Genomic DNA, 15,037 nt, shown 5'->3' with positions numbered 1-15,037 from the left:
GATGAGGACATTAAAACAAGCCGATCAGGCATTTTGCGGGAGAAAACATGGCAATGTGGCGATCAATTGTGGCAAAAAAATGGCAATTGCGCGGATTCCAGCAAAAGGGGTTTTCTCTGCGCTGAGTTTGGGTATAGTCACTGCAACACTCGTTACCTATCCCGTACCATGAAGCAGATAGCAATTGTTGAAGATGAAGCCGCCATTCGCGATAACTATGCCGATGTGATTCGTCGCCAAGGCTATCAGGTTAATACCTACGCCGATCGTCCATCCGCCCAAACCGCTTTTGAGCAACGTCTACCCGATTTAGCCATTATCGACATTGGTCTGGGGAATGAAATTGACGGCGGCTTTGCGCTATGCCAAGCCCTACGCGCGATGTCTGCAACAGTGCCGATTATCTTCTTAACCGCTCGGGATAGTGACATTGACACAGTGGTGGGGCTGCGAATGGGCGCCGATGATTACTTGACCAAAGACGTCTCACTGCCTCACCTGATGGCGCGCATTGCCGCCTTGTTTCGCCGCAGTGATCTCTTGGCCCAAGCGCCGGCTAGCCAAGTAAAAAGTCTGCATTGCGGCCCGCTGAATCTTGATTTGGATCGGATGCGCGTTTATTGGCATGACACCTTGATCGATCTCACTGTGACCGAGTTTTGGATGGTCCATGCCTTGGTTAAACGTCCGGGCCACGTCAAAAGCCGTCAAGCATTAATGGATGAAGCGCACGCGGTGGTGGACGACAGCACCATTACCTCACACGTGAAACGGATCCGTAAAAAGTTTCTCGCCGTCGATAGCCAATTTAATTGCATTAGCACCGTCTATGGCATGGGGTATCGCTGGGATGAGGAACACCCATGAGCCTGAGTCGACTGCGTCGTTATGGCTTAAAAGGACGTCGCTGGGTGCGAGAAGGGCTGGCCGGGATCCGCACCAAGATTGTGATTCTCTCGAGTTTTCTACTGCTGCTGCCCTATTTGGGCTACCAGTACGTGTGGGAAATGGAAAGTGTTTTACGCCAAGGCCAAGAGCAGACGCTAATGGGCACTGCTCGGGCCTTTGCGATGGGGATGAACGATCGCCCCAGCTTATTTACCCAGCATGCCCCCCCCTCTACCTTAGAGCCGGGCAAAGATTTGCATGCATTTCGCTTAACCCAGCCTATTCGCTTAGATGGCAACTTAGAGGATTGGCAACCCTATCGCCATCATCAGCGCTTTTATCAACGCAACGGACTGATCTTTAGCCAAGGAGCATACAACAGTGACACGCTTTCTTTGGCGATCATGAGTGGCAGCACCGACACTGCGGTGTATTTCGCGCTCGATATTATCGATAGCACCCCTGCCACGCCACAAGCGACAGGCGATATCGACAGTCAAGATCATCTCATATTGGCACTCACCTCACCGCAAGGGGCGTTTTATCGCGTCGCCATCGGACAAGCCCGTAATTCTGACAATGCAAAAATCATCCATCTCGATAACGGTCTTGCCGACAATGCCACCGGCGTAAATATCGAAGGCCCGCCCCAACCACTTCCCATTGCCGCTAAGTGGCGCGCCACAGAGCAAGGCTATCAAGTTGAGATCAAACTGCCAGCGGCGTGGGTCGGCCAGCAGCTCGGCATCGCTTACTACGATGTGGACGACAGTTTTAACCGCGGTCTACGCGCGATTATTGGCACCGCATCGACACGTTCAGCGGCAACGCTGGGCAGCTTTATGATGCCCTCGGCCCCCATTCAAGCATTAATTGAGCGGATGAATAATGGGGCCTCCAGTGTATGGGTGGTTGATCAACACAGTCGCGTGCTAGCAAAAGCGGGTGACATCCAAACTTCCACCGGTGTCTGGCAACCTCGCCAAGCGATCCCAGAGCAGCAAAGCGTCATGGACTGGATAACACAAACGCTGCTACGCCCTTGGTACGATAAACTGCTTGTAACCCCGCCTGAGCATTTTGTCGATGCGATGCAACAAGCCTCAATTTATAAGGGCGTACAGGCGCAACAAGCCTTACAAGGGCGGCCTTACGCCAGTTGGCGCAGCTCAGATGACAACCAAGCGATGATCTTAACTGCAGCCTACCCGATTTGGTTGGACGGTAAAGTTGCGGGGGCCGTGATTGTTGAAGAGACCACCAACGGGATCCGTAGCCTGCGTAATGAGGCCCTTGAAACCCTCTTTTCCGTGATGCTCGCGGTGATTTGTACCGGCGTGCTCTTGCTGCTGTTATTCGGCTCGCATATCGCCAAACGTCTGCGTCGCCTCCAACAAGAAGCTAATCATGCTATCGATAGCCAAGGGCGCGTCACGGGCACAATCACACCGGCAACCAGCCACGATGAAATCGGTTTACTAACCCAAACCATCACCGACATGGTTGGCCGCATTGCTGGCTATAACCAGTATCTTGAAAAAATGTCATCTCGCTTATCCCATGAGCTGAGAACGCCCATTGCGGTAGTGCGATCGTCATTGGAAAACATGGCGTATACGCAAGCGGATCCTGACCAGCTCACCTACATCAACCGCGCCCAAGACGGGGTGCAACGCCTTGCGGGGATCTTATCAACCTTAACCGAAGCCACACGCCTTGAACAAAGCTTTGATAATGCCGATAAAGAGCCGGTGAATCTCAATGCACTGATAGAAGGCTGCGGGCAAGGCTATCAACTGGCGTATCCGGATCATCGGTTTAACGTCATGCTACCGGCGCAGACCATCCGAGTATTCGCTGTGCCCGACTACCTCGCGCAATTATTGGATAAGCTCGTGTCCAACGCGGTTGAGTTTGATGATGGCGCCACCCCGATTGATCTTGCGCTGAGCCTTGACGCTGAGCATATTACTATCACAGTAAGTAACGCCGGGCCGCTACTGCCCGAACACATGCGTGATCAGCTGTTCCAATCGATGGTCAGCGTGCGTTCAGAGTCGCATAAATCGGATAAACCGCATCTCGGTTTAGGCCTTTACATTGCACGTTTGATTGCAGACTTTCACCAAGCGACACTTGTGGCCAGCAATCGCGCCAGCCAAGATGGTGTGACAATGTCACTTATATGGCCCAGCACACAGCAGCTTGGGGAAGATTGATCTTCCGCTTTATCGTGTCGATACTGAGGGTTCACTGACAGGGAGAGCTAACATGATTGACTTTTATTCAGCCGCCACCCCCAATGGCTACAAAGTTGCGATCGCCTTGGAAGAAATGGGACTGCCGTATCAATTGCATGCACTCGATTTAATGGCGAACGAACAGAAACAACCGGAATTTCTGGCGATTAACCCCAATGGACGTATTCCTGCCATTGTCGATCAGGACAACGACAATTTTGCTGTGTTTGAGTCCGGTGCCATTTTGCTCTATCTCGCGGAAAAGACGGGGCAGTTTCTACCGTCAGACCCTAAAGCGCGCTCGCAAACTATCCAGTGGCTCATGTTTCAAATGGGTGGGGTTGGGCCCATGATGGGCCAAGCGAACGTGTTTTACCGCTATTTCCCAGAGAAAATCCCAGCGGCAATCGAACGCTATCAAAAAGAGGGGCGACGCTTACTCGAAGTGGTTGATGGCCAGTTGCAAAAACATCCGTTCCTTGCCGGCGACGAATACACCATTGCCGATATGGCCACCTGGCCTTGGGCGCGCATTCATGAATGGAGCGGCATTGATATTTCGGGCCTTGATGCTTTAAAAGCGTGGCTAGATACGCTAGCGGCAAGGCCTGCCTGCCAAAAGGCGCTACTCACGCCCGCCCCCTCTGACGCAACAGATGAAGAGCGTGCCAAACAAATTCGCGGCATGGTCACACGCTAGGCTGAGCGGTATACTAGACGGGCAGGCACATCATTGGCCTGCCTTTTTTGTTCTGTCTATGCTGTCGAGGTTTTGTCGTGTTAACGCCCTGTATTGGTTTGTGCCGCCGTGAAGAAGATGTTTGTGTAGGGTGCAAGCGTACCCTCGATGAAATCATTGCGTGGGGCAAAATGACCGACGATCAGCGCGCCGCGATTATGGCTGAGCTCCCACAGCGTCCTGACCCCAAACCGCCTGAGCCCATTCGCCCCTCACGAAACCCGTTCAAACGACGATTCAGCTGATGCCACCAGTGGTTTACGGTATTCAATAATCACTTGGTTACCTTCGTAGTACACTGCTTCAATGTCGCCGTCGACAATGACTTTACTGGTTACCAATACATCTTGGTACGCTTGTTCGCGCTCGCGCAGGCTGGGTAAGATTTTGTTGGGCTCAACGCCCATCGCTTGACAAAATGCGAACACAAAACGGCTGTCGAGTGTGGCATCGCCATGAATACAACGTGAAAAGGTAAGATGGCTGACTTCTAAGCGTTTTGCCATTTCAATTTGCGTGATCCGTGCTTTGGCTTTGTACGACATCCACGTGTCGTAGAGGGCTTGTCGATCCTCTTGGTTAAACGTCATCCTAGTGTCCAATCGAAAAAAAGAGCATTGGCTGCAAGGGTAACAAGCCACGACCGACGAATGTCAGCCTGCCGTTAAGCGCGAGTTAATCTTGCCGTGTGGCATCGACTTCGCTAGGATCGCGGCTACGCGCCCAAACACAAGAGCCCCCTATGGACATTAATTTGGCGAACCTGCCTGCCGATGAAAAACAAAAAATAGAACTCGACAAACAAGCCGCCTACGCAGTTTGGAAAGTGGTCAATAACAAAGCAGAGTCGAGCTTATTCGAGCAAGAAGCGCATGCGCTGGGTGAGTGGCAACGGGACTTCTACCTCGAATGCGTCGAAAAGTATCGAGCCCAACCCGACGCCTTCATCATTCCCGAACAAGACCCCCCTGTCAGCTGATCCTCTCGCGCCTATTAAGGCGCGTTTACACAAAGCGCTCCGCACGGATAAAAGTGACCGACTTTAAACCAGTTATTCTCCCTGCCAATAAATCACCTGTTTAAAACAGTAAAAGTGCCTGCGTTTTATGACACCACCAGCACGCAAGTTACGCCAAATTGTCATACACTTTTTTATCATTTCGACTAGCCAAATCCACCAACCCGCTCTACTGTTATTCTTATCAAAAAGCATTCATTATTTGGCGAGTTGCCGAACATTTAACTAACTTTAAACCGATGTTGGCTGGGTGACTCCGCGGTAAACATAATAAAAACCGCACAGAAAAGCGGGCAATATACGATTACCGCCAGTAGGAAGCACCCTTACTTTTTAGACAGACAAGCGTTAACTCAGTAAGGGGTAAAAACTATGACGTTGGGGTTTAAATCACGCATTATGGTTGGGGTCGGCCTATTGGTTACCGTCTCTCTCGTGGTGTTGGGAACACTCAATACGCTCTCACTGAGAGACAAAATGATCGAGTCTCTCACCACACAAACACAAAACAAGCTTGAACACCATGTCGCTGAGTTAGAGCAACTCGTGACATCTCAGCTATCAGCGATAGAAAAAGGTGCAAATCACTTTACGACGAGCCTCACGGCACAAGAAAACGTTGCACAAGTGAGGATGTTGGCAGATACCGCTGATATCGCCAATGTGATCATGACGTATGAAACCGGTGATTCGTTTATGTCGAATCATTCAGGCGATGGCGTCACCACCAACCAATACAACTTCCGCGATCGCGACTGGTATCGGCAAGTCAAAGCCGATCAAGCCATTCACTTAACCGGTATTTACACCGACAAAGTGACTGGCGGTAAGGTGATCAGCGCGGTCGCCCCCGTGTTTGAAAACGGCCGCTTCATCGGCGCGTTGCTTGGTGACATTCCACTGGAGAGCGTGATCACTCAGGTAAGCAACATGCGCTTTGCCGGTGGTGCCGCGACACTGACCGATCAAAACGCAGTCTTTTTTGCCAGTGATGATCCGAATGATATCGGCAAAACGCCCTCTCAGGTCAGTGCCACCTTCAGTGATATGGAAAACATGTTCCGCACCGATGAGCGAGGTCACTTAAGCTTTCCCTATATGGGCATTAATTTTGATGGCTATTTCCAGCGCGTTAACCTCACGGAAAATCGCTATTGGACACTGATGGTGTTTGTGGATCAGCAAACGGCGTTGGCGGACATTCGCAGTGCTAAAATTGAATCTTTAGTGACGGGGCTCATCCTGCTAGCACTGAGCTTGGCGGCGATCTATCTGGTCATCAGTTACTCATACCGTCCACTGCTCAAGCTGAAACAGGCGGTGTTAGATCTCTCCAAAGGGAGCGGCGATCTCACCGCACGACTTGAAGTCAATGGCAACGATGATTTAGCCCAAATCAGTCACGGCTTTAATACCTTTGTTGAGAACCTGCAAAATATGATGCTGAAGGTATCCCAAGCCAGTCAAATGATTTCCAGCAACATCACCCAGCTGTCGCAAAACACGCAAGAAAACGAGGCTATCCTAGAGGCGCACTCGGCAGAAACCGAACAAGTGGTGACCGCGATTACTGAGATGAGTGAAAGTGCGCGCAGTATTGCTCATAACGTCTCGCAGTCGAATGACATCACAGAATCGGCCAGTAAAGAGGCCAGCCAATCGCTTGGAGTGGTCGACAATGCTGTCGTCACCGTCAGTGCACTGGTAGATGAAGTGGAAGATATGTCAGCCCGAATCACCAGTATGAATCAGGATGCAAACAAAATCAGCGACGTGCTCAATGTGATCGGGGAAATTTCCGAACAAACCAACCTGCTTGCACTCAACGCCGCGATTGAAGCCGCGCGGGCCGGTGAGCAAGGCCGTGGGTTCGCGGTGGTCGCCGATGAAGTTCGTGCCCTCGCCGCACGCACGCAAAGCAGTACAACCGAAATCTCTGATATGCTTACTGCCCTGCTTGATGGTACATCGAGCGTGGTTGAGGCGATGGGAAAAACCAAAGAGCAGTGTCAAAGCACGGCGGATAAGACGTCGGAAGTCTCAAACAGCTTGACCATCATGAGCGCCTCCGTGCGTGAGATTGATGATGTCAGCACACAAATCGCGACCGCGACCGAAGAACAAAGTGCCGTGGCGGAGGAGTTGAGTAAAAACATGCTCTCGATTCGCGACATGGTGAGCAACTTAGTTGACAGCGGCAAGCAAACCGTTTCCGCGACCGACTCATTATCACAATCGAATCAAGAGCTTGATCGCTTAGTGTCGAATTTTAAACTGCAGTAGTTTTGCACGGAGCCCGTTTCAAGGGGCATAAGCACCCTTACGCTTTATTCGGTTGTTGTTATCGTCAGGCAGGGCCCCCTGCCTGACTTCGCAGTTGGAGATGTAGTTATGTCTAGTGCCCACCCCGACGGCTATGCCGTCACCCCCACGTTCGCTAAACATTACCAAACTATGCGGGCGCATTTTTTTAACCGAGACCCGAACCGCTGGCCCATTTATCGTACGCCGGGTTTAGCCCAGTGGCTCGAGCAAGGTATGCTCCCCGCGCCAACGTCACCCGATATACATTTGCTTGAGCAACAACACGTGCCAAGCCACAGCGATCTGAGTCATCATATTTTTCCGCCGCTTGCTTTACACGCGGCAACACACTCCAAAGATTGGACTGCACCGCAAGCGGTCGAAAATGTGATTACTGCGCCCTGTGACCCTGCCATTCATGGCGCACTACTGGCTACTTTGGCCAATCCAAACTTGGTGTATAGCGAATACGCGGGGTTGTCGGTAGAGCTTGAGCAAACTATCGTCCGCCAAGTCGCCAACTTGATTGGTTATGATGACCAACGCGCCACGGGGCTTTTTACCCAAGGTGGCACCTTTGGCAACCTTTACGGTTACTTGCTTGGGCTGAGAAAACAGTTTCCACTATCCGGTCAGCGAGGTCTGCAAGGGCAAGACTTTCGGATGATTAACTCATTAGCCGGTCACTATTCCAACATGACGAACCTCGGCCTGTTAGGGACAGATATTCCTAATCAAGTGCTTCGCGTCAAAGTCGATGCGCGTAACCGCATGGATTTGGATGATTTTGCCTACACCTTAAACGGCTGTTTGGCGCAAGGGCTAGCGGTTCCTACCATCTTGCTCACCTTTGGGACCACAGACACCTTTGCAATTGATGACATTGAACGCGTGTATCAGATCCGAGAGCGTGCTTGCCAGCAATACAACGTCGTCAGCAAGCCTCATATTCATGTGGATGCGGCCGTCGGTTGGCCATTGATCATGTTCAATGATTACGACTTTAACGACAATCCGCTCGGCATTAACAGCGTGACTACGCAAAAACTCGCCGCCTTGCTCCCGCGGATCCGTGGTCTGCGCTATGCCGATTCCATCACGATCGATTTCCAAAAATGGGGGTTTGTCCCTTATACCTCCAGTTTGGTGATGTTCAAAAATAGCGACGATATGGAATGCCTCAAACAAGACCCTCACTATTTCTCCTATTTTGAAGCGAGCAAAACCACCCATACCCATCTGCAATCCACCATTGAGTGTTCTCGCGGTGCAGCGGGGGCTTATGGTGCTTACTGTGCGCTTAATATGCTGGGCAAGCGAGGCTACCAGACCATGATTGCGCATGGCTTACAAAACGCGGAGTATCTGAAGGGACGATTGAGCGATTTACCTTATTGCAAGGTGGTCGCGCGAGATAACTTGGGGCCCACAGTAGCTTTTCGCCTGTATCAACCCGCTGATGACCTCGATGTAGATACCCTGTTCGAGCGTGAACAACAACTACACCAATTAGGCGCGCGTATCGACAGTATTACGCAGCACAGCTTATTTCACCGCGAGCACTTTTTAGCTCGGCAAGGTCGAAAGCTTCATACCAATTGGGTTGAATCCATTGCCCACACGGAGTTCGACACCGATGGCCAATGCTTGTTTATTCCCGGCGAAAAGGCCGTGTTCCTTAATCCGTATACCGAACAGCGCCATATCGGTGAATTTATTGACACCTTAATGGCAACGGAGACTGAACAGCCCGCCTGAGCACGGGCTTACCAACGCCAAAAGTGCGGCATAAACAGGGCCAAAACGGTGAAATACTCCAAACGGCCTAAAATCATTGCGGCGTTCAGGAACCAAATACCGGTATCACTCACCGGCTGGAAGTTGCTGCCAACCTCACCAAAACCTGGACCCAATACATTGATACACGCGACGACCGCGGTGAATGCAGACCAAAAATCGAGACCTGTCATCATCATTAACAAGGTGAAAACGCCCGTGGTCAGCGCAGCTAGCGACATAAACGCCATAACCGCTTGCGTCACGTCGTTGGACACGACTTTGTCCTGATAGCGAATAGGCAGCATCGCTGAGGGATGAATCAATTGGTGCAGCTGGCGACGAATAATTTTAAACGTGATGATATCGCGAATGATTTTATTCCCGCCAGCGGTTGAACCAGAGCAGCCGCCCAAATAGGCACAGAACACCAAGAACAGTCCGGTGGCCGCAGGCCAAGAGCTTAAATCAGCAGCACCGAACCCCGTGCTGGTAATAAAAGACACCACATGAAACGCGGCAAAGCTTAGAGAAACCCATACCGATTCATAGCGTGCCTCACCGTATAAATACAATCCCAACATCAGGGATAAGCAAGCAACGACAATGAGAAAGACCCGTGACTCTTCATCGTCGAAATACAAACGCACACCCCGCCAACCGATGCGAAAAATGCGAAAGTGCAAACCGAAGTTAATCGCGCCAAGCAGCATAAAGACATTGGAGATCATCAACATCAAATGGCTTTGAAATTGCCACATACTGGCATCATGCGTCGAGAAGCCACCGGTTGAAACGGTTGAGAAACTATGGGCAATGGCATCGTAAGCACTCATCCCCGCCAAATAATACGCAAGGGCACAAGCAAGCGTGATCACCACATACACGCCCCATAAATAGTGGGCCGTTTTAGAGATCCTCGGGGACAATTTCTCGTCTTTGATGGGTCCGGGGGTTTCTGCTTTTAACAGCCGCATCCCGCCCACGTTCAACATGGGGAGCACCGCGACCACAAAGATAACGACGCCAAGTCCGCCCATCCATTGTAAAAACTGGCGATACAACAGGAAAGAGGCGGGCATGTCATCTAGCCCACTGAGTATGGTGGCACCAGCGGTGCTAAGTGCACTGATCGACTCAAAGGTGGCATCCGAAAAATTCACCCCAGTCACCAGTTTAATCGGGATCCCACCCAATATACCGACCAAAATCCACGTAAAGGTCGAGAACAATAAGGCATCACGGAAGGTGACTTGGCTTAACTTACTTTTACGAAATAGCCAAGAGATAACCAAAGAGGCCATCATCATCAGTAAAGAGGGATAAAAAAACTGTGTCGACACATGATCGCGAAATAGGAATAGCGACAGAAGTCCAAACACAAATTGAACAATACCCATCCATAAAACAGGCATGCCCAATAGACGCAGTGTGTTTTGAAAGTTAATCATGACATGGGAAACTCATCATTAACGCGCCAGTGGCCTGCAAGCCCTTCGAACCACTCGCGTTATCACGCCATTAAAGGCGACAACGGTAAAAGTATATAGCTGGCACATCGGGAATGTCCCACAATGCCACAGGCATATCAGCGTCGTTAATACCCTGCCAACAAGGCATTACGTCGCAGACATGGATCAAAAAAGCCGGGCATTGCTACCCGGCTTTCTATTATTTACTGCGCTTGGCGACGCTCACCGCGGAATGAGCCGCGATCATTGCCACGGTCACGGTTGAAGCGACGTTCGCCACGACCACGGTTGTCACGGTCTTGACGACCACGGCCACCACCATTGCGATCGCTTGGACGACGGTCACGGATCACATTGCCTTCAACGCGTTGTGCGTTGGTTTCTTTCTGGCGAATACGTAGCTTCTGAAGCTGCGCAAAGACTTCTTTTGGCATGGTCTTTGGCAACTGTACGTAAGTGTGTCCCGGTGCCAGTTTGATCGCACCAATGTTGTTTTTGTCTAGACCTAGCTCGTTAGCAATCGCGCCCACGATGTCTTTAACTTGTACGCCTTGCTCACGACCCACGCTTAACTGATAGGTATCCCAATCTGCCGGGTTAGTATCACGGCGGTCACGACCATTTTGGCGATCATCACGACGACGCTCACGACGTTGGCTTTCACGTTCCATCGCCGCAATCATAGGATCAGGGCCTTTGTAGAACAATGGACGCTTGCCTTGCTGACGCTGAAGTAGCATCGCCGCTAAGGTAGTCGCATCAACTTCGATGTCGTTTTGGAGCTGTTCAATCAAGGTGACGAAAGGAGCGATTGAGTCAGCATCTTTTTTCTCAGCCAGTTCGCTAGCCAAACGGGCAACACGAGATTCCGCTACTTTATCGCGGTTCGGCAACTGGATTTCGTCCATGCGCGTCTGAGTGACACGCTCAATGGTACGCAGCATACGCATCTGGTTGGTACGTACCAACAAGATCGCTTTACCTGCACGTCCAGCACGACCGGTACGACCAATGCGGTGAATGTAAGATTCAACATCAAACGGAATGTCATAGTTAAAGACATGGGTGATACGTGGCACATCAAGACCACGCGCAACAACGTCAGTTGCTACCAAAATATCAATCACACCACGTTTGATGTGGTCAACCGTACGCTCACGTTGAGATTGTGGAATATCACCGTGCAGCGCAGCGGCTTTAAAGCCACGTGCAGACAACCAGTCCGCAAGACGCTCGGTATCTTGACGAGTGCGAACGAACACAATCGAGGCGTCTGTGTCTTGCGTTTCCAAAAGACGGCTCATCGCTTCGTCTTTTTCTACGCCTTTCACGACCCAGAATTGTTGCTCAACTTTCTCAACCGTACGGTTGCTTCCCGCAACGTCGATGCGAGCAGGCTTACGCAAGAAACGATCAACGATTTGTTTAACGATTGGAGGCATGGTGGCAGAGAACAACACGCGTTGTGCTGACTCAGGCGCTTGCTCCATGATCCAAGTGACGTCGTCTACGAAGCCCATTTTGAGCATTTCGTCAGCTTCGTCGAGAATAAAGGTATGTACTTCATCCAGCTTCAAACGATCGCGGTTAATCAAATCTTTCACACGACCAGGGGTACCCACGATAATGTGCGCGCCGCTTTTCAGCGCCTTCATTTGATCAACGATCGAAGCACCGCCGTAGATCTCAAGAATTTTGAGGCCTTTGATGTTTTGCGCCAAGGTCTTCATCTCAGCAGCAACCTGAATGGCCAACTCGCGAGTCGGCGCCATCACGATGGCTTGAGGTTTATGCTGGCTTAAATCAACTTTGTTCAACAGCGGCAAAGAAAACGCCGCGGTTTTGCCCGTCCCCGTCTGCGCTTTACCTAGCGCATCACGGCCTTCTAGCAGCACAGGAATAGACGCAGCCTGAATCGGTGTTGGCGATTCAAAGCCCATGGCGTCAAGTGCAGATAAAAGGGTGTCGGCCAGATCTAACTGGCGAAATTTGGTTACAGATTCTTGCATTGGGATCCCAATCTATGAGTGTAGCGAAACGGGGCCCCTTCAGCGTTCTGCTCAACCAGCTACACTGCTCTTTCACAGTGTAAGTCACCAGCGCCACGGGCCTCGGTAATTAAGGGTGTGCATTCTGCGCTATTCAGGCGAAAAAAGCCAGAAAAAGTTGAACAACTTCACAAATTTTGCCGCTTTCGCGCACTCATGTGGCACATTGTTTATCTCGCATACAATCCCTGTATGGTTACGCATCAACCGATTACTGGCGATTCACTCGGATCCACGCCTGACCACACCATCGATAGCAATTTCCGGTCACGGGTTGGTTTTGCGTGACCGAATACGTATAGTGTGGCGATTCGAAAACCGAGACCGATGTTATGTTTCAAGACAATCCCCTGCTAGCGCAACTTAAGCAACAGATCCAAGAAACCCTGCCCAAGAAAGAGGGAACGGTGAAAGCCACTGAAAAAGGCTTTGGCTTTTTAGAAGTGGACGATAAAACCAGCCTCTTTATTCCACCACCGTATATGAAGAAAGTGATGCACGGTGATCGTGTTGAAGCCTTCGTTCGCACAGAAAAAGAGCGTGAGGTCGCAGAGCCGGATGCCTTGGTTGAGCAAAGCATTGACCGCTTTATTGGTCGCGTTCAGTGGATTCGTAATCGTCTCAATATTGTCCCGGATCATCCGCAAATCAAAGATGCTATCCGTGCCAAAACCCAGCGCGGCTTATCGCAAGACGAACTCAAAGATGGCGACTGGGTTGTCGCATCCCTGATCCGTCACCCACTCAAAGGCGACGACAACTTCTTCTGCCAAGTCAGTGAAAAAATCACCGATGCCAATGACAAGATTGCGCCTTGGTGGGTCACGCTAGCAAAACATAACTTACCAAACCAAGAGCCTGCGCCTAAAGAAGCATGGGCGATGTTGGAGCAAGGTTTAGAGCGCCGCGATCTGACCGCGCTCCCCTTCGTGACCATTGATAGCGAATCGACCAAAGATATGGACGATGCGTTATATGTAAAAGCCAACGAGCAAGGCGGCTTTACCATGACAGTCGCGATTGCCGATCCGACTGCGTATATCGATGCGGATGACGACCTTGACCAAGTGGCCCGCAGCCGCGGCTTTACGATTTACTTGCCCGGTCGCAACATCCCAATGTTGCCTCGCGATCTGAGTGACGATTTGTGTTCACTACGTGCCCACGAGAAACGTCCGGCGCTTTGCTGTACCTTCAATATCGCTGCCGATGGCACCATTGCCGATGACGCCGAGTTTTTCTCAGCATGGATCCAATCACACGGCCAGCTAGCCTACGACAAGGTGTCTGACTACATCGAGCAAGGCGAACAAGCAGCATGGCAGCCAGAGAGCAGCGACATCGCGGATCAAATCCATCAGTTGCATCAATTTGCACTTGCTCGCATTGAATGGCGTGAAACGCATGCGGTGACCTTCCCCGATCGTCCAGACTATCGATTTGAACTCAGCGAAGATAACGATGTGATCGCGATTCACACTGACGCGCGCCGCATCGCTAACCGTATCGTTGAAGAGGCGATGATCAGCGCTAACATTTGTGCGGGTCGCAAACTGCGTGAATCGTTCGGTTTCGGTATTTTTAACACCCACGCAGGCTTTAACAGTGACAAGCTGGACGATGTAGTCGAGTTGGTCAAAGCCCATGAAGGAGAAGCCGATAGCGAGAGTTTGGCAACCGTTGAAGGCTTTAGCGCATTGCGTCGTTGGTTAAACAGCCTAGACAGCACGTATCTCGACAACCGCCTGCGTCGTTTCCAAGCGTACAGTGAAATTGGTCATGAGCCTGCTCCTCACTACGCGATGGGCCTTGATGTCTACGCCACATGGACATCGCCTATCCGCAAGTACGGCGATATGATTAACCACCGCTTACTCAAAGAGATCATTCGCGGCGAAACCGAAGCCAATGCCCCTGCGGATACGGTCGGTGAAGAACTGGCTGGTCATCGCAAACACCACCGCATGGCCGAGCGCGATGTCGCTGATTGGCTGTACGTCCGTTTGTTGAAGCCAGAAGTGGAAGCACAAACCCGCTACACAGCGGAAATCTTTGATATTAACCGTGCGGGTATGCGTGTTCGCCTACTCGAAAATGGCGCACCGGCGTTTATTCCATCGTCGCTGATCATCGATAACAAAACCCGCATTGCCTGTGATAAAGAAACAGGCACAGTGACGATTGATGGCAACGTTGAGTTTAAGCTTGGCGACAATCTGGAAGTGGTGATTGCGGATATCAAAGAGTCTACGCGCTCTATTGTGGCAAAACCAACCCAAGTGTTTGCGCTGCCTGAGCAAGCGAGAGAAGAATAATCTCGCCCTCTTTCTTGTGGCTCTCTACGGCGAGTCCACTCCCCTTCAAAGCCAAGCCTTACCGCTTGGCTTTTTTATTGGGCGTCTTGCGCCGAAAGTGATAAGTTAGTCATTAGTTTCGCGCTATCTAACGGCAAGACGCCAAGGTCATCGAGCCACCATCCCATCGATAACAAGCTTTGACGGCGCATCGGCAGGAAAAAGCACAAGGCTGGTCACAGTCTGTTTGTTTAAGGC

General features: G+C 51.1%; 11 protein-coding genes. 8 read left to right on the top strand and 3 right to left on the bottom strand.

From position 1 onward, the window contains the following. Nucleotides 1-168 precede the first annotated feature (168 nt). From pdsR to N7E60_RS15315, 4 genes are all read left to right on the top strand, one after another. A complete protein-coding gene (pdsR, locus tag N7E60_RS15330) occupies nucleotides 169-867 on the top strand; it encodes a proteobacterial dedicated sortase system response regulator (protein WP_069588746.1) in 699 nt (232 codons plus the stop codon). After that, on the top strand, nucleotides 864-3,107 hold the full coding sequence (gene pdsS, locus N7E60_RS15325) for a proteobacterial dedicated sortase system histidine kinase (protein WP_269598975.1): 2,244 nt from the start codon (nucleotides 864-866) through the stop codon (nucleotides 3,105-3,107). Before pdsR ends, pdsS begins: the two co-directional genes overlap by 4 nt. 52 nt (nucleotides 3,108-3,159) lie before the next feature. Continuing rightward, nucleotides 3,160-3,828, top strand: coding sequence for a glutathione S-transferase family protein (locus tag N7E60_RS15320; RefSeq protein WP_269598974.1), 669 nt, complete (start codon nucleotides 3,160-3,162; stop codon nucleotides 3,826-3,828). Nucleotides 3,829-3,905: 77 nt separating this feature from the next. Continuing rightward, nucleotides 3,906-4,112, top strand: coding sequence for a DUF1289 domain-containing protein (locus N7E60_RS15315; protein WP_198532242.1), 207 nt, complete (start codon nucleotides 3,906-3,908; stop codon nucleotides 4,110-4,112). On the opposite strand, the gene N7E60_RS15310 is transcribed toward N7E60_RS15315, so the two are convergent. Next, complete coding sequence (locus tag N7E60_RS15310; protein ID WP_077480861.1) at nucleotides 4,080-4,457, bottom strand: helix-turn-helix domain-containing protein; 378 nt, start codon at nucleotides 4,455-4,457, stop codon at nucleotides 4,080-4,082. The two genes, N7E60_RS15315 and N7E60_RS15310, sit on opposite strands and share 33 nt — an antisense overlap. A gap of 152 nt (nucleotides 4,458-4,609) precedes the next feature. Here N7E60_RS15310 and N7E60_RS15305 point away from each other — a divergent pair, with 152 nt between their 5' ends. The 3 genes from N7E60_RS15305 to N7E60_RS15295 all read left to right on the top strand — a co-directional run bounded on the left by N7E60_RS15305 (nucleotide 4,610) and on the right by N7E60_RS15295 (nucleotide 8,947). After that, complete coding sequence (locus tag N7E60_RS15305; RefSeq protein ID WP_069588717.1) at nucleotides 4,610-4,846, top strand: DUF3283 family protein; 237 nt, start codon at nucleotides 4,610-4,612, stop codon at nucleotides 4,844-4,846. Between the two features lie 411 nt (nucleotides 4,847-5,257). Further along, nucleotides 5,258-7,168 (top strand): methyl-accepting chemotaxis protein, encoded by a 1,911-nt coding sequence (locus tag N7E60_RS15300; RefSeq protein ID WP_269598973.1) that lies wholly within the window; start codon nucleotides 5,258-5,260, stop codon nucleotides 7,166-7,168. A 108-nt stretch (nucleotides 7,169-7,276) separates the two neighbouring features. Next, nucleotides 7,277-8,947 (top strand): pyridoxal phosphate-dependent decarboxylase family protein, encoded by a 1,671-nt coding sequence (locus N7E60_RS15295; protein ID WP_269598972.1) that lies wholly within the window; start codon nucleotides 7,277-7,279, stop codon nucleotides 8,945-8,947. Between the two features lie 8 nt (nucleotides 8,948-8,955). Here the strand turns inward: N7E60_RS15295 and N7E60_RS15290 are convergent, their stop codons facing one another. Beyond that, complete coding sequence (locus N7E60_RS15290) at nucleotides 8,956-10,416, bottom strand: TrkH family potassium uptake protein (RefSeq protein WP_269598971.1); 1,461 nt, start codon at nucleotides 10,414-10,416, stop codon at nucleotides 8,956-8,958. Nucleotides 10,417-10,640: 224 nt separating this feature from the next. Beyond that, nucleotides 10,641-12,446, bottom strand: a complete 1,806-nt coding sequence (locus N7E60_RS15285; RefSeq protein ID WP_269598970.1) for a DEAD/DEAH box helicase — start codon at nucleotides 12,444-12,446, stop codon at nucleotides 10,641-10,643. A gap of 371 nt (nucleotides 12,447-12,817) precedes the next feature. On the opposite strand from N7E60_RS15285, the gene N7E60_RS15280 reads away from it, so the two are divergent. Further along, nucleotides 12,818-14,800 (top strand): exoribonuclease II, encoded by a 1,983-nt coding sequence (locus N7E60_RS15280; protein ID WP_269598969.1) that lies wholly within the window; start codon nucleotides 12,818-12,820, stop codon nucleotides 14,798-14,800. The last annotated feature ends 237 nt before the right edge of the window (nucleotides 14,801-15,037 follow it).

Origin of the sequence: Salinivibrio proteolyticus (assembly GCF_027286365.1) — a bacterium.
Lineage (GTDB): Bacteria > Pseudomonadota > Gammaproteobacteria > Enterobacterales > Vibrionaceae > Salinivibrio > Salinivibrio proteolyticus.
The sequence above is the reverse complement of the archived record's forward strand: the minus strand, read 5'-3'. Positions and strand labels throughout refer to the sequence as shown.